Genomic DNA, 16,361 nt, shown 5'->3' with positions numbered 1-16,361 from the left:
CTCACCGTCACCGGCGCCCAGCCCGACTTCACCGTCAACGGCAACTCCAAGGTCCTGTGCGGCAACGTCCAGACCGCCAACGCCACCGTCTACATCGTCGACACCGTCCTGATGCCCACCTCCTGACCCGCCGTCACGCGCAGGGCCCCGACCGGAACCGGTCGGGGCCCTCGCGCCGTCCACGGGCCACGGCTCGGGCCCGTGGACGGCGGTCAGCCGGACGACGGTCAGCCGAGGTTGGCGCAGGAGTTGCCGAACGCCGGGTTCAGCGCGCCGACGACGCTCACCGTGTTGCCGCACAGGTTGACCGGGACGTGCACCGGGACCTGGATCAGGTTGCCGGAGAGGACACCGGGCGAACCGGCGGCCACGCCCTCGGCCCCGGCGGACGCGGAGGCGACCCCGGCGGTGCCGAGCACGGCGGTGGCGGCCAGCGCGGTCAGGGCGAGGGACGTGCGGGTGACGGACATGACGGCTCCTTGCGGTCGGACGGGACGCCGCCCCGGGCGGGGCGGCACCGGTGATTCGGGGTGCTCGCGACGGCGGCGTGGTCGCGGGCCGGTCCTTCACCCCATCGGGTGCCTCCGGCGCCGGGTCAGGGAGCCAGCGCTGTCAGTGCGGCGCGGGCCCGCGGCGCCTGGAGGGGGCTGAACCGCGGATCGGTGGCGAGGGCCAGGGAGAGGTCGGTGCGGGCGTCGTCGGTGCGGCCGAGGGCGCGCTCGATCTCGCCGCGGTGGTACAGGAACGGGGCGTTGCGCCAGCCGTGGGCGAGGGCGAGGCCGGTGTAGCCGAGGGCTTCGCGGTCGGCGCCGGTGCGGTGCAGGGCCCAGGCGAGGGCGTCGGCGACCAGGACGTCGTGGCGGCGGTCCCACTCGGCCCGCAGCAGTCGGACGGCGGTGGCGGGGTCGCCGTGGTCGGCCTCGAACTGGCCGATCGTCAGGTCGTCGACGACGCCGTTCGCGGCGGCGAGGTCGGCTTCGGCGCGCAGCAGCCGGTACTGCTCGGCGGCCTGCGCGGTGTGGCCGAGGGATTCGTGGAGTTCGCCGAGTTCGAGGAGGTACTGGGGCAGCGGCACCTTCGCGACGGCCTGCGCGTAGTGGGCGAGGGCGTCGTCGGTGCGGCCGAGGGCGGCCTCGGCCCGGGCCTGTCCGGCCAGGGCGGCGGTGTGGGCGGGGTCGGTGGCCAGGGCGCTCCGGTAGCCGTCGAGGGCGGCCTCGGTGCGGCCGGAGTTCCGGTCGAGTTCGGCGAGTTGGTAGCGGCAGAACGCCTGGTCGGCGGGGTCGTAGGCGTCGGTGAGGGCGCGTTGCAGGGCCGTGCGGGCGTCCTCCGGGCGGCCGTGCTGTTCGAGCTCGTAGGCGGCGCGGGTGAAGGACGCGGTGCCCGGGTGCAGGTCGAGCAGGTGCTGGGCGGCATCGGTGGCGCCCGCGTCGTCGCCGAGCTGGGTGCGGGCGTCGGTGAGGACGGCCCACGCCTGCCAGTGCAGCGGCGCCGCGTCGAGGGCCCGCCGGGCGTGGTCGGCGGCTTCGGCGAACAGGTGGCGGGCGTTGGCGAGCGCGCCGAGCCCGGTGAGGGCGTCGGTGTTGCCCTCGGGGGCCAGGGTGAGCGAGCGGTGGAGGGCTTCGTCGGCCTTCGGGTAGTACGAGGCGTCGGCGGTCAGCCGGGCCTGTTCGACGTACTCGCCGCCGAGCCGGGCCCAGGCCGCGGCGTCGTCGGGGCGGGCCCGCAGGTGCTGCTGGTCGGTGCCGATCGCCGCGGCGAGGGCGGACCCGGCGGGTGGTGCGGCGCGGGGCGTGGCGGGCGCGGGCGGCGGGTCGGTGAGGCCGCCGGTGTAGGCGAGGCCGGCGCACAGGGCGGCGGCGGTCAGCAGCAGGGGCAGACGGCGCACGACGGGTTCCCTCGACGAGGAGCGGGCGGCGGCCCCGGCTGTCGGGGCCGCCGCGCGGGGGTCACTTCTGGTTGACGGCCTTGTCGTACGGCAGCGCCAGGTAGGGGAACGTCGCGGCGAACGGCCTGTCGGGGCCGTTGACCTTGTCACCCGCGGCGAGGGCCTGGACGAACGTGCCGGGGGTGGCGCCCTCGACGACCTGCAGGGCGATGTCGACGACGTCGTCGCCGAGGCGGCGGCCGTTGGGGAAGCCCTGGAAGTCGCCGCCCAGGACGCCGAGGCGGTCCGGCTTCGGCGTCACCGGGGTGGTCAGGTTCAGGCGCAGCTCCTCGGCGGGGACGAACCGGTTCGGGTCGATGTCCCGGTTCATCAGCTGGGAGTTGAGGTCGACGGCGAGCGGACCGTTCGCGGCCTTGGCGATGCCGGTGAGGAAGATCTCCTGGAGGTCGGTGCGGGGTGCTGCGGGCGCGGGCAGGCCGTAGATCGCCTGGACGAGCTTGGGTACCTCGGGGTCGAGGACCTTGGCGACGACGGCGGGCTGGTTGTGGTCCTCGGACGGGGGCAGCGCGTTGAACGCGTCCTTCAGTCCGGCCGGGACGACGACCTCGTTGACCAGCGGATTGCCCAGCCGCGAGACCTGGACGTACGGGCCGACCGGGTCCGCCTTGCCGGGGCTGAGCTTCATGCTCCGCTTCTCGGTGCTCGACCAGACGCCGACGACGGGGTTGCGGGTCGGGTCGCCCTTGTACGCCAGGTGGCTCTTGGGGATCTGCAGCGCGACGGAGTTGACGTTGTACCCGGCCAGGGTGTTCTGGCCGACCTCGGAGAGGTTGCCGCCGTAGAGCAGGTCGAAGACCCGCAGGTCGAGGAAGAACGGGTCGGCGGCCTGGGTGGCCACCGTCTGTCCGCCGCCCGGGAGCTGGACGGTGGCCTGCTGCCGGAGCCTGCCGTAGTCGGGCATCGAGGCCCGGCCGGTGTCGGACGGGGCGACCTGGCCGTGCTCGACCAGGGTCACCGGGGCGCAGTTCGGGTGGAGTTCCTGGAGCGTGTAGTACTGGCGGAAGCGCAGGGTGTCGTCGGTGAGGTTGTTCACCGGTCCCTTGTCGTAGAGGAAGGTGTCGGTGCCGCGCAGGTCCTCGGTGCGGAAGGTCCAGCGGTAGGTGACGTCGGGGTGTCCGGTGCCCTGCGAGTCGATGTTGATGTCGTAGTGCGCGCCGTCGGCCCACGGGTAGAAGTTCGGGCCGCCGTTGGGCTCCTGGAACGGCAGCCAGTTCGCGATCAGGGTGACCGTGTCGGGGTTGTCCGGGCTGGTGAAGGCGTACAGGTCGGTGTTGTCGACCTGGGGGTCGGCGGCGATCAGCGGGGCCTCGCGGTGGCTGGACGCCGAGGACGTCCCGGCGCCGGTGCCGAGCAGGGCGGTGCCGGCCGTGCCGAGGGCGAGGGCGGTGAGGACGGCGGCCCCCCGCGCGGCGGAGCTGCGACCCGTGGATCGACGAAGAAGGCTCATCAAGGAGTCTCCGATTTCCTTGTCAGGAACGGACGTCCGCATCCGTAGGGGATGCGGGGCGTGCGGATGTCGTGCGGCGGGTCGGCCGACACGTACTGTCCTCCGCCGTCGCGTGCGGTTCGCCGCGAACAGCCCTCCGGCGTGCTCCGGTCACCCTGGCGGCCCAGCACGGTCACCCGTCCGGTCGCACGGCCCGGCCGTGCCGGTGGACACGGCGAGCGGGCGGACGCCACAGTGTGCGGGCCCAGCGCCGAAACCCTGCCGCGCCGCCAGCCCGCACGGGGCGCCCGCGCCCACCGCCGTTCCGCTCCCCGGAGGCACCGCGTGGCAGTCCACCGCACCCTGATCCGCACCGGGGCCGCCCTCGCTGCGGCCCTCGCCCTGACCGCACTGGCCGCACCGTCCGCGCAGGCCCATCCGCTCGGCAACTTCTCGGTCAACCACTACCTCGGACTCACCGTCAGGGCCGACGGCGTCGACGCCCTCGCCGTCACCGACCTCGCCGAGATCCCCACCCTCCAGGAGCAGAGCGGCACCGACACCGACCACGACGGCACCGTCGACGCGGCCGAACGCACCGCCCGGGCCGCCCGGCAGTGCGACGAGGCCGCCCGTCGGATCCGCCTCACCGCCGACGGCGAACCCCTCCGCTGGGCGGTCGCCTCGTCCTCGTTCGCCTATCAGGACGGTGCGGCGGGCCTGCGCACCAGCCGCCTCGAATGCCGCCTCCGCGCCGACCACCGACTCCCGGCGGACGGTGCGGACTTCCGCGTCGCGACCGGCGCCGACCCCGCCCGGGTCGGCTGGAACGAGATCACCGCCAGGGGCGAGGGCGCCACGCTCGACCCCTCCGACGTCCCGGCCGACTCCGTGAGCCGTGAACTGCGCGACTACCCGCGCGACCTGCTCGACACCCCCGAAGGCGTCACCGCGGCGGTCTTCCGAGCCCGCCCCGGCGGCCCGGGTGCCGCTCCGCGGGCGGGAGCCGCGTCCACCGGTTCCACCGGCGCCTGGCTGGCCTCCCTCGACGCCCGCCTCGCCGCGCTGGGCACCGCCCGTCACCTGACCCTGCCGCTGGGCCTGCTCGCCGTCCTGCTCTCGCTCGTCCTCGGTGCCGGTCACGCCCTGCTGCCCGGCCACGGCAAGACCGTCATGGCCGCCTACCTCGCGGGCAAGCGCGGCCGTCCGCGCGACGCGCTCGCCGTCGGGGCCACCGTCACCCTCACCCACACCACCGGCGTCCTGGTCACCGGCCTGCTGCTGACCACGTTCTCCACCCTCGCCGGAGACCGCCTGCTGGCCCGGCTCGGCATCGTCAGCGGTGCGCTCGTCCTGCTCGTCGGTGCCCTGTTGCTACGGGACGCCCTGCGCTCCCGCCGCGACCACCGGGCACCGTCGGCGGAGGGCACCGGACAGCGCGCGCACGAACCGCACCCGGTCCTGGCGGGGGTGGCGGCCGGGGCCGCGGTCCACTCCGGCAGCGGGCACGAACACCACGGCCACGGCCACGACGGCGGGCACGAACACCACGGCCACGAGCACCGTCACGAGCAACACGGGCGCCGGCACGGCCTGTTCGGCCGTCATCATCATCACCACCACCACGCCCACGAGCCGAGCCGGGGAGCGGAACGACGCCGGCTGATCGGTCTGGGGATCGCCGGTGGCCTGGTCCCGAGCCCCTCCGCGCTGGTGGTGCTGCTCGGCGCCGTCGCCCTCGGACGCACCCTGTTCGGCGCCGCCCTGGTGGTCGTCTACGGACTGGGCATGGCCGCCACCCTGACCGGAGCGGGTCTGCTCCTCGTCGGCCTCGGCCAACGCATGCAACCGCTCGCCGCCCGCCCGGCCCTCGCCCGCCTGCGCGGCCTCGCCCCGTACAGCGCCCTGCTGACGGCGCTGCTGGTCCTCGCCGTCGGCGCGGGCATGGTCCTGCGCAGTCTGCCGTCCGCCGTCTGACGACACTCCGGGAGAACCACGTGCCCGTCCACCCCGCCGCGCCCCTGCGCGGCCTGGTCCTCGGAACCCTGTCCGCCCTGCTCCTGGTCGGCTGCGGCGGCCCGGAGCGGGGCAGCCTCGACACCCGACCCGCCACCGCGTCGCCCACCTGCCTCGCGCACCAGACCCGCCAGCCCGCCGAGCGCTACACCGCCGGTCGGGAGGCCGACACCGGCGCGGTGTTGGAGATGATGCGCTACTACACGGCCAACGGCCGCACCCCCTACTGCGACGGGAAGCAGCCCACCGCCGCGGACCGGGCCTGGCAGCGGCTCTATACCGGACTCGGCGGCGACCCGGCCCGTCTCGCCCGGCCCTGACCCGGGACGTCCGGGACCCACGCTGCGCCGAACGGGTGAATGCCTGCGGCCCGCACCAAGCCCGTGGCCCCGCCGCCCCGAACGAAGGGTGTGCGCGGAGCCAGGGTCGGCCGTCACGCGCACGCGGGGACGGGGCCCTCCGGCTGGCACCACGGGTCCCGTCCCCGATCGTCCGGCGGCCCACCTGACACGAGGCGACCGCACTGCCTCCGGCTTTCGGTGCGGCACCCCGGCAGCTTCTCCGGCCCGGGGTGCCGCACGTGCTTCCGGGGGTGCGGGCGGCGGCGGTCCGGACCGGCTCCGGCTCGGTGGCCACCAGGGCCGGGCCGAGGCCGGGTTCTTCTTCGAACTCGCGCGGAGCGCCCGGCTGAGCGCGTGTGCTCGGGCGCTGCCGTCGAGCGGTCCGGCGGGGGGTGTCGGGCGGCCGCCGGGTCGGTGATCCTTGGAGGATGCGTGCCGCCCGCCTGATCCGCATGGCCCTCCTGATCCAGTCGAACCCCGGCCTGACCGCGGCCGCTCTCGCCCGCGAGCTGGAGGTCTCCGAGCGCACCGTGATCCGCGACGCCCAGGCCCTGCAGGAGGCGGGCGTCCCGGTGCGGTCGGAGCGCGGTCGGGTGGGCGGGTACTTCCTCGCCGCGGGGTACCGGACCAGGCTCACCACGCTCCGTCCCGGCGAGGCGGAGACGCTCTTCCTGTCCGGCGTGCCCTCGGCCCTGCAGGACCTGGGGCTCTCGGACGCGGCCGAGACCGCCCGGCTGAAGTTGACGGCGACCCTGCTCCCCTCGGTGCGCCGGGCCGCCGAGTCCTCCGTGCGCCGCTTCCACCTCGACGCCCCGGCCTGGTTCCGCGAACCCGCCGCCCCGGACCTGCTGCCCGAGCTGGCCCGCGCCGTGTGGGCGGACCGGCCCGTCGAGCTGTCGTACGCGCGGCCCGGCCGGGACGGCGCGCCGCCCACCGCCGTGGCGCGGGTGGTGGAGCCGTACGGCCTCGTGCTGAAGGCCGGCACCTGGTACGTCGTGGCCCGCGTCCCCGGTGCACGGGAGGACCGCGACGGCGGCTGGCGCACCTACCGCGTCGACCGGATCACCGCGCTCGCCGCCGCCGGAACCGAGGATCCGTTCGTGCGCGACCCGGCCTTCGACCTGGCCGCCCACTGGGAGGCCAGGTCCCTCGCCTTCGCCCGTGCCCTGCTGCGCACCACCGTCACCGTCCGGCTGACCGGGCGGGGCCTGCGACGGCTGCCCGCAGTGGTGGACGGGGCCGCCGTCGCGGACGCGCTCGCCTCGGCGAGCGCCCCGGACCCGGCCGGCCTGGTCACCCTCGACCTGCCGGTGGAGTCCGAGGACGTCGCCTTCGACCAACTGGCCAGGCTCGACGCGGACGTCGAGGTCCTGGCCCCCGCTCGCCTGCGCGCCCGCTTCCGCGAGCGCGCCGCCGCCCTGTCCGCCCTCTACGGGGCGGACTCCGCGGAGGTGGAACCCGCGGAGTCGGGACCCGAGGCGGCGGCACCCGAGGAGGGCGCGGCGCGGCGGTAGTCCTCGGGGGAGATCTCCCCGCCGCGGGCGACGTCCTCGAAGTACGCCCAGGCGTCCGGCTGGCTGCCGTCCACGTCCGTCACCCCGTACGCCTTGGCGAGCTCCGCACTGGAAGTGGACGCGCCGTTCCACCGCTTCGCGCGGTCCGGGTCGGCGGCCAGCGCCGCGACCGCGCGGGCCAGGTAGCGCGGGGACTCCGCGATCGCGAACGCCGGCTCCTGGGCGATCGCGTCACGCCAGTTCTCCTCGCGCACGCCGAAGTGGGCGAGCATCTGCTCCGAGCGCAGGAAGCCCGGCGAGACCGCGACCGCCGTGCCCCCGTACTGCTCCAGCTCCTGTCCCAGCCCGAACGCGAGGCGGATCGGGGCGTTCTTCGCCAGGTCGTAGTACATGTTCTCCCGGTAGCGGCGGTTGTAGCGCGCGGTGCCGTCGGTGACCTCCACGTGCAACGGCGCGTCGGAGCGGATCAGCAGCGGGAGCAGCAGCGCCGCCGTGATCACGTGCGAGCGGACGCCGAGTTCCAGGATCCGCAGGCCGTCCGCGAGCGGCGTCTCCCAGCTCTTCTTCCCGAACACCGAGGCGGCCAGCAGGTGTTCGCCGCCCCACAGGTCGTTGACGAGGACGTCGAGCCGTCCGTGCTCCCGGTCGATCCGCTCGGCCAGGGCGCGCACCTGGGCCTCGTCGAGATGGTCGGTGGGAACCGCGATCCCGGTCCCGCCCGCCGCGCGGACGAGTTCGGCGCTCTCCTCGATGGTCTCGGTGGTCCGGCCGACCTCGCTGGCCCGGGTCCGAGTGGTGCGGCCGGTGACGTACACGGTCGCACCGGCCCGGCCCAGCTCCACGGCCTGCGCCCGCCCCGCCCCCCGGGTGGCGCCCGCCACGAGCGCGACCCGCCCCGCGAGCGGACCCGCCGCGGCTGCCCGCGCGGTCGTCGAAGTGTTCCGGTCGGTGATCTCCTCGTTGCTCATGTCATCCATCGTTCACGGCAAAACTGACAGAAAACGTCACCTTTTCCGGGTGTTTTCGCTTCGGGGGCCGGCACCCGTTCCGTCAGCGGTGACGGAACGCGAGGACGTCGAGCCGCGGGCCGACGTCGCCGAGATCGCTCCCCGCCCGCTGCTCGTGATCGCCGGTGGCGAGGCGGTGACCCGCAGTCCTTCGAGGAGGCCGCCGTCGAGCCGGTCGAGTCCTTCGGCGGGCTCCCGGCGGTTGCGTGCCTGGTCGGCCCTGTCGGGAGGGGGCATCGGATGCCTCGGCTGCGCAGGTGGGCACGATCGCCGCCGCGGACACGCCGCGCTCGCACGCGCAGCAGCCCCTGGCCGGTTCGGGCGGCGGGGGCTGCTGCGTTCTCGGGCGTCGGTGGGGGCGGGCCGTTGGTCGTCGGTGCGGGTCAGAGGGGGTACATGCCGGTGTACGGCTCGACGATGCGCTCCTGTCGCGAGCCGAAGTCGACGGTGACCGCACTGTCGCCCTCGGCGCCGACGACCCGGCCGAGGCCGTAGGCGTCGTGGGTGACGCGCTCGCCGACCGAGAAGTGCTTGCGCGGTGCTTCGGCTCTGGCTTTGAAGGGGCTGGTGGGCAGGTGCCGGCGGACTGCTTCGGTTTTCTTCATCCAGTCCAGTATGCGCTGCGGCGAACGGTGTTGGCCCCCTCTCGGGCGGACGAATTCCGGTGGTCCGAAATGCCGGGTGTGACCGACATCGCCTCCCCGGGGGCGGACGGGGGAGTCGGGCGCGCCGGCGGGTCGGTGCTCCGGGTGTGGATCAACGGGTCCGGGTGGGGCGGGAGTTGGCTGGGGGAGGCGCGGTCGGTCGGGGGGTGGGGGTGCGGCGCCGGAAAATCGTGGTGCACATTTCCGCCCGTTGCGGGCCCCGGGCTGCTACAGTCGAGGTAGTTGCAGTAATGGTTCCCATGAACTTTGTGTGCGCCCGCTCACGTACTTGCAGGCGCATTTTTGTTTTTCCGGATCTTCTCCGGGCGGGCTCCCATCACGGTGACTCGGCATGCGTATCGTGCGGATGCCGGAAAGCCCCTGAAGGAGATTTTTTACATGGCTAATGGCACCGTGAAGTGGTTCAACTCGGAAAAGGGCTTCGGCTTCATCGAGCAGGAGGGCGGCGGTCCGGACGTGTTCGCCCACTACTCGAACATCAACGCCGGTGGCTACCGTGAGCTGCTCGAGGGCCAGAAGGTCGAGTTCGACGTCACGCAGGGCCAGAAGGGCCCGCAGGCCGAGAACATCCGCCCGCTGTAGTTCTTCCACCGCCGCGGCACCGCCCGGCGGAGAGGGGCCCGCACCGTACGCGTCACGCTCGGTGCGGGCCCCTCGGCATGTCACCTCCCGTTCCCGTGCGTCCGACGGGCGCCGGCCGTGCGTCAGGTGCCGCTCCTGGGAAGGCATCCGCATGAACCGCTCCCCCCGCCAGCACGCCGACCCCCGGCCCCGCCCCGTACCGGCGCCCGCCGTACCGGCGCCCGCCGCACCGGAACCGTCGGCCGTCGACTCGTTCGACGGCCTGGGCCTGCCCGCGGAAGTGCTGCCGGTGCTGGCCCGCCGGGGGGTTCGCACGCCGTTCCCGATCCAGGCCGCGACGCTGCCGAACGCGCTGGCCGGCCGCGACGTGCTGGGACGGGGCCGCACCGGCTCCGGCAAGACGCTCGCGTTCGGTCTCGCCGTGCTGGCCCGCACCGCGGGGCGGCAGGCCGAGCCGCGGCGCCCGCTCGCCCTGGTGCTGGTGCCCACCCGCGAGCTGGCCCAGCAGGTCACCGAGGCCCTCACGCCGTACGCCCAGGCGGTGCGCCTGCGGACGGCCACGGTGGTCGGCGGGGTGCCGGTCCGCCGCCAGGCCCAGACGCTGAACCGCGGGGCGGAGATCGTGGTGGCCACGCCCGGGCGGCTGGCGGACCTGATCGAGCGCAGGCTCTGCCGACTCGACGCGGTCGCCGTCACCGTCCTCGACGAGGCCGACCAGATGGCCGACATGGGCTTCCTCCCGACGGTCACCGGGTTCCTGGAGCAGGTCGCCGAGGGCGGCCAGACCCTGCTGTTCTCCGCCACCCTGGACCGCAACGTCGACCGCCTGGTCCGGCGCTTCCTGAAGGACCCGGCCACGCACGCGGTGGACCCGTCCGCGGGCGTGGTCAGCACGATGGAGCACCACGTGCTGCACGTGCGGAGGGCGGACAAGGACGCCGCGATCGCCCACATCGCCGCCCGGGACGGCAAGGTGATCATGTTCACCGACACCAAGGGCGGCGCGGACCGCCTGGTCGAGGCGCTGCTCGCGAAGGGCGTGAAGGCCGCGGCCCTGCACGGCGGCAAGTCCCAGCCGCAGCGCACCCGCACCCTGGAGCAGTTCCGGGCCGGGCAGGTGGCCGCGCTGGTCGCCACCGACGTCGCCGCCCGCGGCATCCACGTCGACGGCCTCGACCTGGTCGTCAACCTGGACCCGCCCGCCGACCCCAAGGACTACCTGCACCGAGGCGGACGCACGGCCCGGGCCGGTGCGTCCGGCACCGTCGTCACCCTGGTCCTGCCCGAGCAGCGGCGGGGGGCGGCCCGGATGATGACCACGGCCGGCGTCACGCCCGTCACCACCGCGGTCCGGGCGGGCGACGCGGAACTCACCCGGATCACCGGCGCCCGCGTCCCCACCGGCGTGCCCGTCGCGATCCCCGACCCGGTCGTCGAACGGCCCCGCCACCACCGGCCGACCTCCCGGAGCCGGTACGGCCGCCCTGCCGCCGCTCCCGCCTCGGGAAGCCGCGGCGCCTCGCCGCGACCGTACGGCGGTTGAGCCCGGGCGCCCGTCGCGGTGCGGGGCCGGTCAGTCCGGTCCGGCCAGCAGCGTGCCGGGGCTGAGCAGCCAGGTCGGGTCCAGGGCCGACTTGACGGCCCGCATGGCGCGGATCTCGGCGGCCGACCGGGTGAGGTGCAGGTAGCGGGCCTTGGCCCGGCCGATCCCGTGCTCGGCGCTGATGCTGCCGCCCGCCGCCGCGACCCGGCCCAGGACGGCCAGGACGACCGCCTCCTCGTCGGCCGGGGCCACGTCGAGCAGGTTGACGTGCAGGTTGCCCTCGGCGAGGTGCCCGAACAGGTAGGGGCGGGCCCGGCCGTCGAGCAGGCCGGGGAGTTCGGCGGCGAAGCCGGGCAGGGCGGCGGTCGGGAGGGTGACGTCGAGCTTGAGCGGGGTGCCGGCGGCGTTGATCGCCTCGGTGTGCCGCTCCCGGTAGGCGGCCAGCCGGTGCCGGTCGGCGGCGTCCACGGCGACGGCGACGTCCAGCACGTCGGCGTCGGCCAGCAGGTCGGCGAGTTCGTCGGTCGGGTCGTGCCGGGCGGCGCACTCCACCAGCAGGTGGACGGGGTGCCGGGCGCGGAAGGGCGCGGGCAGGCCGGTGTGCTCCAGGACCAGGTCGAGGCCCTCGGCGGTGAAGAACTCCGCGAGTTCCAGCGACTCGAGCCCGCGCAGCCGGGTCACCAGGGCGGTGGCCGCCGCGATCGAGTCGACCGCCAGCAGGGCGCCCACCCGGTGCCGGGGCCGCGGCACCAGGCGCAGCCGGGCCGCGGTGAGCACGGCCAGGGTGCCCTCGCTGCCGACCAGCAGGCCGGTGAGGTCGTAGCCGGTGTTGTCCTTGGGCAGTCCGGCCAGCCGGTCCAGCACGGTGCCGTCGGCGAGGACCGCCTGCAGGCCGGCCACGTTGGCCCGGGTGGTCCCGTACTTCAGGACGCGTTCGCCGCCCGCGTTGGTGGCGATCATGCCGCCGAGGGTGGCGGAGTCCCGGGAGGCCAGGTCGACGCCGAACTCCCAGCCCTGCGGCCGGAGTCGGCCGTGCAGGGCGGCGAGGGTCAGCCCGGCGCCGACGGTGATCTGCCGGGCGTCGGGGTCGACCGGGCCGACGGTGTCGAGCCGCCGCAGCGACAGCACCACCTGGTCCCCGGCGGGGGTGGGCACCGAGCCGCCGACCAGGCCGGTGTTGCCGCCCTGCGGGAGGACCGGGACCCCGGCGTCCCGGCAGGTCCGGAGCACCTCGGCGACCTGGGCGGTGTCGCCGGGCCGGACCACCAGCCGGGCCCGGCCGGTCCAGCGGCCGGTGAAGTCGGTCTCGTAGGAGGCCCGCAGGCCGGGGTCGGCCAGCACGTGCGCCGGGCCGACCACCGCTGCCAGGCGGGTCGCGAGTCGTTCGGTGCCCATGGTCAGCCGACCGGCTCCGGGACGGGGGCGGCCACGTCGATCCGGACCTCCTGGCCGACCGGCCGTTCGACGATCTCCGCCCGGGTGCGCACCTCGGCACCGGCCGCGGTGACCTGCTCAGTGGGCGGCGTCGTCGGCCGGTGCGTGTGCGCGGTGCGCCGGTGGGCGGTGCGCCGCCGCCCGCCCCGGGTCGATGCGAGCAGGTCGCGCGGGCAGGGCGGCACCCGGTCGCGCGGCGTCCGGCCCGCCCGCAGCGCGTCCCGGTGGACCGCCGGGGCCGTTCCGCAGGCCCGTCCGGACCCGGATCGGGCGCGATCGGCTGCGGGTGCGCCGGTATGACCTTGCCTCACAACTGCGCAGGTTACCCCTGTGCGTCCCGGCGGGAGCGCCCGACGGCCCTCGGCTCCCCGGAGGAGCCCGGACGGCGTCGGCTCCGGCCCCGTCGGGCAGTGGCGCCGGACACCTGTGCGAACTTCGGTGCAACACCTGCGGGCAGTCGTGCATCTATAGGGGTGACAGCCCGGAGCGGCCGGGCCACGGGGGTGCGATGTGATGCGCGGACAGGCCGAGACCGCCCAGCCGGCGGAGGACGGGGCCGGGGGCCCGCTGCCCGGGCAGCGGGCGGGCGGTCGGGCGGAGGCCCGGCGGGCGGCCGCCCGGCAGCAGGGGCGGCGCGGCAGGCGCCGGATGCGGCGTTGGCAGCGGGGGCTGGTGTACGGGGTGGCCGGGGTGGTGGTGCTGACCGCCGCCACCGGCGGCTACCTGTACTACCGGCTCAACGCCAACATCCACCAGGCGCCGCTGTACACGGGCGAGGACGGCGACGCCGGGAAGGAGGTGCCGGACGCCTTCGGCCGCACCCCCATCAACGTGCTGGTGATCGGCTCCGACTCGCGCGCGAACCCGGAGGACTGCAACATCGGCGGCGCCGACTGCGGCGACGGCGCCAACGCCGACGTCAACCTGCTGCTGCACGTCTCCGCGGACCGCACCAACGCGACCGTGATGAGCATCCCGCGCGACCTGAGGACCGACCTGCCGGGCTGCAAGGACCCCAAGACCGGCAAGTCCGTGTTCAAGGCCCAGCGCGGCCTGATCAACTCCACCCTGCAGGGCGGCCCCGGCTGCACCGTGGCGGCGGTGCGCAAGCTCACCGACCTGCCGATCGACCACTTCGTGCAGGTCGACTTCAGCGGCGTGATCAAGATGTCGGACGCGGTGGGCGGCGTCCCGGTGTGCGTCACCGACAACGTGTACGACCCGCAGTCGCACCTCAAGCTGTCCAAGGGCGAGCACACCCTGCAGGGCATGGCGGCGCTGCAGTTCGTCCGGACCAGGCACGGCTTCGGCGACGGCACCGACACCGGCCGCTCCACCGCCCAGCACCTGTTCCTCGGCTCGATGGTCCGCCAGTTGAAGAGCGCCGGGACGCTCACCAACCCGGCCGAGCTGCTCTCGCTCGCCGACGCGGCCACCAGGGCGCTCACCGTCGACCCCGGGCTGGACGGCGTCACCAAGCTGGTCGGCCTCGGCCAGGACATCAGCAAGGTGCCCTCCGAGCGGATCACCTTCACCACCATGCAGGTCATCCACGACCCGGCGGACGACAACCGGCGGCTGATCGGCCCGGGCGCGACCGACCTGTTCCGGATGATCAAGGACGACCGGCCGCTCACCGGCGACCCCGCCCCCGCCGCGCCGTCCACCGCCCCGTCCGCTCCGGCCGATCCCGCCTCCGCCCCCGCCGCCCCGTCGACGCCCCCGGCGGCGAACGGCCCGGCCCGCAGCGGCATCACCGTCGTGGTGCGCAACGGAACCGGCGTCACCGGCCGCGCCACCGCGCTCGCCGAGGCGCTCCAGCAGGCGGGCTTCGCCAAGGGCACCGCCGCCGGCCAGAAGGTCACCGCCGCGCACAGCGCGGTGACCTACCCGGCGGGCAAGGAGGCCGCCGCCCAGCAGGTCGCGGCGGCGCTCGGCCTGCCCGCGAGCGCCGTACGGGCGGGCGACGGCCCCTCCGTCGAGCTGTGGATCGGCACCGACTGGACCACCGGCACCAGCTACCCGGCCGCCGCCGGGGGCACCGCCTCCTCCACCGCCGCCGCCGACCCCGCGGCCGCCCTGAAGGGCGCCGACGTCAGCACCGCCGACGACACCAGCGGCTGCGCCAGGGTCGGCCACGAGAAGACGGTCTCCCTCCCCGACTGGGGCGGCATGACCCCGGTCCAGGCGTACGACCGCAGCAAGGGCGTCCCCGACTCGGCGCCCTGACCGCGCCCTCGAGGGGAACCGTCATTTCGCCGCGGCGACCTTGTCCGCGTTGGCGAGGGCGACGTCGATCGCCTTCCTGATCCGCTGAAGGGCTGCGGAATTCGATCGGACGTCGGCGGATTGGTACTCCGATTCCACCGTGAACCACACACCGACCAGGTCGGTCTGCTGCTTGCAGTCGACGTCGGCCGTGGCGGTGGCGATCTCGACCTCGCTCGGCGAGGCCGTGCGCCACCGCTCGTCGCTCACCGCATCGATCGGGGTGCCGTACGGGTGGCCCTTCTTCCCCATGCACTCCGACCAGCGGCGGAAGACGTCCCGGACCCGGCTGTCGGCCAGGGACTTCTCGTAGTCGCGCCCGTTGATCTCGTCCGCGAGCGGCTGGTCCTGGATCACCCCGCCGCCTGCCGTGAGCGCGTCGTCCGCCTCGCCGAAGCACCCGCCCTCGGGGACGGCTGTGCCGTTGACCGCAGTGGTCGACGGCCGCGGGGCGGCCGACGGACCTCCCGGGGCCGCCCGTCCGTTCCCGAGGACCGCCTGCACGTCCGGCGGGAGCTCCCGGGGCGACGGCCCCGTCCCTCCCGCAACCGGGTCCCCCTCCCGGTGGTAGCCCCGGGCGGCCGCGCTCCGGGCGTCCGTCAGGTCGTAGCGTCGAGCCATCGGATCCGGCTTCTCCGAGGTCTTCGCCGGTGAGTAGTCGAGTCCGAACCGCTTCACGCAGGACGCGATCAGCGCCGCACGCGCGGCCTGGATGCGCCGGTCCTCGTCCGGGCTGATCAGGTACCGGGCGATCGGGAGGATCCGGCCGTCCGGGCCCGCCGCGGTGGGCGCCGCACTGGTCGGCAAGGGCGCGTGCGGGGTCGGCCCGGGGCCGGGCGCCGCGCACCCCGCGGCCGAGCCGACCAGCATCACCGCCGCGGCCGTCACTGATGCGCCGAGCGGTCGGGTCGGTCTCACGTGCGGCATGGTCTGGGCCTTATTTCGCAAGGGGTCGCGGCACCGCACCTCCTGCCGTGCGGTGCCGCGGGCGGCAAGAGCACCGGCAGGGCGGTCAGCGGCAGATGTCGAAGGTGTCGAAGCACTGCGAGGCGTTGTTGTTCCGGAGCGCCGAGATCAGGTTGCCGCCGGTGTTGGGCCTGAAGAACTGGCTGACGCCGTAGCCGCCGGGGCTGTAGTAGATCGTCAGGCTGTCGTTGATGTTGTAGTTGAAGACCGACGCCGCGTTGTTCCGGACGTACTGGCCGCTCCCGGCGCCGCCGCCGCCGAAGGTGTAGGTCGAGCTGTACTGATAGGTCTCGTAGCCCTTGGTGGTGCCCTCACCGTCGCCGAAGTACCCTCCGGCGTAGCCGGGGCTGTAGAAGAGGCAGGCGTCGTACGTGTTGGCGCAGTAGCCGCTGGACGCGGCCGCGGGCGACGCGGAGACCAGGCCGAGGCCGAGCGCGGCTACGGAGAGGACGCCGACGGCAATCCTGCTGCGGATCTTCACTGGGAATTCCTTGGTGGTCGAGGTGGAAAGGGCCTTGCCGTGCGGAGGGCCGGGGCCGTGATCGGGAAGTTCGCACAGAGTTTCGGGGCGCGGGAGACGCGACGTCAACGACTTATCTCCCGTCAAGTCGTGTTCTGGCGAAGTGTGGTGACGGCGGCTCTGAATTTCTTTGG

Annotated in this window: 16 protein-coding genes; 7 read left to right on the top strand and 9 right to left on the bottom strand. The window is 74.7% G+C overall.

Annotated features, from left to right (window positions below; all coding sequences use genetic code 11):
• The coding region (locus tag ACFY00_RS34805; protein WP_388031438.1) for a fasciclin domain-containing protein at positions 1-126 on the top strand (126 nt) is incomplete at its 5' end.
• A gap of 101 nt (positions 127-227) precedes the next feature.
• Here ACFY00_RS34805 and ACFY00_RS34800 read toward each other — a convergent pair.
• From ACFY00_RS34800 to ACFY00_RS34790, 3 genes are all read right to left on the bottom strand, one after another.
• A complete protein-coding gene (locus ACFY00_RS34800) occupies positions 228-470 on the bottom strand; it encodes a chaplin (RefSeq protein ID WP_388037378.1) in 243 nt (80 codons plus the stop codon).
• A 125-nt stretch (positions 471-595) separates the two neighbouring features.
• Positions 596-1,885 (bottom strand): tetratricopeptide repeat protein, encoded by a 1,290-nt coding sequence (locus ACFY00_RS34795; RefSeq protein ID WP_388037376.1) that lies wholly within the window; start codon positions 1,883-1,885, stop codon positions 596-598.
• A gap of 61 nt (positions 1,886-1,946) precedes the next feature.
• Positions 1,947-3,392, bottom strand: coding sequence for a DUF4331 domain-containing protein (locus ACFY00_RS34790; RefSeq protein ID WP_388037373.1), 1,446 nt, complete (start codon positions 3,390-3,392; stop codon positions 1,947-1,949).
• A gap of 324 nt (positions 3,393-3,716) precedes the next feature.
• Here ACFY00_RS34790 and ACFY00_RS34785 point away from each other — a divergent pair, with 324 nt between their 5' ends.
• The 3 genes from ACFY00_RS34785 to ACFY00_RS34775 all read left to right on the top strand — a co-directional run bounded on the left by ACFY00_RS34785 (position 3,717) and on the right by ACFY00_RS34775 (position 7,242).
• Positions 3,717-5,348: a high frequency lysogenization protein HflD gene (locus tag ACFY00_RS34785; protein ID WP_388037370.1), complete on the top strand. Its 1,632-nt coding sequence runs from the start codon at positions 3,717-3,719 to the stop codon at positions 5,346-5,348.
• A gap of 20 nt (positions 5,349-5,368) precedes the next feature.
• Positions 5,369-5,707 carry a hypothetical protein gene (locus ACFY00_RS34780; RefSeq protein WP_388037367.1) on the top strand — a complete coding sequence of 113 codons (339 nt, stop codon included), beginning with the start codon at positions 5,369-5,371 and terminating at the stop codon, positions 5,705-5,707.
• Between the two features lie 449 nt (positions 5,708-6,156).
• A complete protein-coding gene (locus ACFY00_RS34775) occupies positions 6,157-7,242 on the top strand; it encodes a helix-turn-helix transcriptional regulator (RefSeq protein ID WP_388037365.1) in 1,086 nt (361 codons plus the stop codon).
• Here the strand turns inward: ACFY00_RS34775 and ACFY00_RS34770 are convergent.
• Both ACFY00_RS34770 and ACFY00_RS34765 read right to left on the bottom strand, forming a co-directional pair.
• Positions 7,158-8,210: an SDR family oxidoreductase gene (locus ACFY00_RS34770; protein WP_388037364.1), complete on the bottom strand. Its 1,053-nt coding sequence runs from the start codon at positions 8,208-8,210 to the stop codon at positions 7,158-7,160. The two genes, ACFY00_RS34775 and ACFY00_RS34770, sit on opposite strands and share 85 nt — an antisense overlap.
• Positions 8,211-8,632: 422 nt before the next feature.
• On the bottom strand, positions 8,633-8,854 hold the full coding sequence (locus tag ACFY00_RS34765; protein WP_388037361.1) for a hypothetical protein: 222 nt from the start codon (positions 8,852-8,854) through the stop codon (positions 8,633-8,635).
• A 438-nt stretch (positions 8,855-9,292) separates the two neighbouring features.
• Between ACFY00_RS34765 and ACFY00_RS34760 the strand changes: the two genes are divergently transcribed.
• Together ACFY00_RS34760 and ACFY00_RS34755 are read left to right on the top strand one after the other, a co-directional pair.
• Positions 9,293-9,496, top strand: a complete 204-nt coding sequence (locus ACFY00_RS34760; protein ID WP_285738925.1) for a cold-shock protein — start codon at positions 9,293-9,295, stop codon at positions 9,494-9,496.
• A 151-nt stretch (positions 9,497-9,647) separates the two neighbouring features.
• Positions 9,648-11,039 (top strand): DEAD/DEAH box helicase, encoded by a 1,392-nt coding sequence (locus ACFY00_RS34755; protein ID WP_388037359.1) that lies wholly within the window; start codon positions 9,648-9,650, stop codon positions 11,037-11,039.
• A gap of 30 nt (positions 11,040-11,069) precedes the next feature.
• Here the strand turns inward: ACFY00_RS34755 and ACFY00_RS34750 are convergent, their stop codons facing one another.
• Both ACFY00_RS34750 and ACFY00_RS34745 read right to left on the bottom strand, forming a co-directional pair.
• Positions 11,070-12,434 carry an FAD-binding oxidoreductase gene (locus tag ACFY00_RS34750; protein ID WP_388037357.1) on the bottom strand — a complete coding sequence of 455 codons (1,365 nt, stop codon included), beginning with the start codon at positions 12,432-12,434 and terminating at the stop codon, positions 11,070-11,072.
• 2 nt (positions 12,435-12,436) lie between these two features.
• The gene (locus ACFY00_RS34745; protein ID WP_388037354.1) at positions 12,437-12,658 is read right to left on the bottom strand and encodes a hypothetical protein; all 222 of its coding nucleotides are present in this window, start codon (positions 12,656-12,658) and stop codon (positions 12,437-12,439) included.
• A 328-nt stretch (positions 12,659-12,986) separates the two neighbouring features.
• Here ACFY00_RS34745 and ACFY00_RS34740 point away from each other — a divergent pair, with 328 nt between their 5' ends.
• A complete protein-coding gene (locus tag ACFY00_RS34740; RefSeq protein ID WP_388037351.1) occupies positions 12,987-14,702 on the top strand; it encodes an LCP family protein in 1,716 nt (571 codons plus the stop codon).
• 21 nt (positions 14,703-14,723) lie between these two features.
• On the opposite strand, the gene ACFY00_RS34735 is transcribed toward ACFY00_RS34740, so the two are convergent.
• Together ACFY00_RS34735 and ACFY00_RS34730 are read right to left on the bottom strand one after the other, a co-directional pair.
• Positions 14,724-15,659 carry a hypothetical protein gene (locus ACFY00_RS34735; RefSeq protein WP_388037349.1) on the bottom strand — a complete coding sequence of 312 codons (936 nt, stop codon included), beginning with the start codon at positions 15,657-15,659 and terminating at the stop codon, positions 14,724-14,726.
• Between the two features lie 94 nt (positions 15,660-15,753).
• Positions 15,754-16,188 carry a hypothetical protein gene (locus ACFY00_RS34730; RefSeq protein ID WP_388037346.1) on the bottom strand — a complete coding sequence of 145 codons (435 nt, stop codon included), beginning with the start codon at positions 16,186-16,188 and terminating at the stop codon, positions 15,754-15,756.
• Positions 16,189-16,361 lie beyond the last annotated feature (173 nt).

The organism is Kitasatospora sp. NPDC001540 (genome assembly GCF_042894345.1).
In the GTDB taxonomy this organism is placed as follows: domain Bacteria; phylum Actinomycetota; class Actinomycetes; order Streptomycetales; family Streptomycetaceae; genus Kitasatospora; species Kitasatospora phosalacinea_C.
Note: the sequence above shows the minus strand (reverse complement) of the source record. Positions and strands in the feature narration are given on the sequence as shown.

Bases quoted from the DNA above. Each gene is read 5' to 3' on its own strand.
- ACFY00_RS34800 (WP_388037378.1), bottom strand. From the start codon at position 470: ATGTCCGTCACCCGCACGTCCCTCGCCCTGACCGCGCTGGCCGCCACC.
- ACFY00_RS34790 (WP_388037373.1), bottom strand. From the start codon at position 3,392: ATGAGCCTTCTTCGTCGATCCACGGGTCGCAGCTCCGCCGCGCGGGGG.
- ACFY00_RS34775 (WP_388037365.1), top strand. From the start codon at position 6,157: ATGCGTGCCGCCCGCCTGATCCGCATGGCCCTCCTGATCCAGTCGAAC.
- ACFY00_RS34770 (WP_388037364.1), bottom strand. From the start codon at position 8,210: ATGAGCAACGAGGAGATCACCGACCGGAACACTTCGACGACCGCGCGG.
- ACFY00_RS34765 (WP_388037361.1), bottom strand. From the start codon at position 8,854: ATGAAGAAAACCGAAGCAGTCCGCCGGCACCTGCCCACCAGCCCCTTC.
- ACFY00_RS34760 (WP_285738925.1), top strand. From the start codon at position 9,293: ATGGCTAATGGCACCGTGAAGTGGTTCAACTCGGAAAAGGGCTTCGGC.
- ACFY00_RS34755 (WP_388037359.1), top strand. From the start codon at position 9,648: ATGAACCGCTCCCCCCGCCAGCACGCCGACCCCCGGCCCCGCCCCGTA.
- ACFY00_RS34750 (WP_388037357.1), bottom strand. From the start codon at position 12,434: ATGGGCACCGAACGACTCGCGACCCGCCTGGCAGCGGTGGTCGGCCCG.
- ACFY00_RS34740 (WP_388037351.1), top strand. From the start codon at position 12,987: ATGCGCGGACAGGCCGAGACCGCCCAGCCGGCGGAGGACGGGGCCGGG.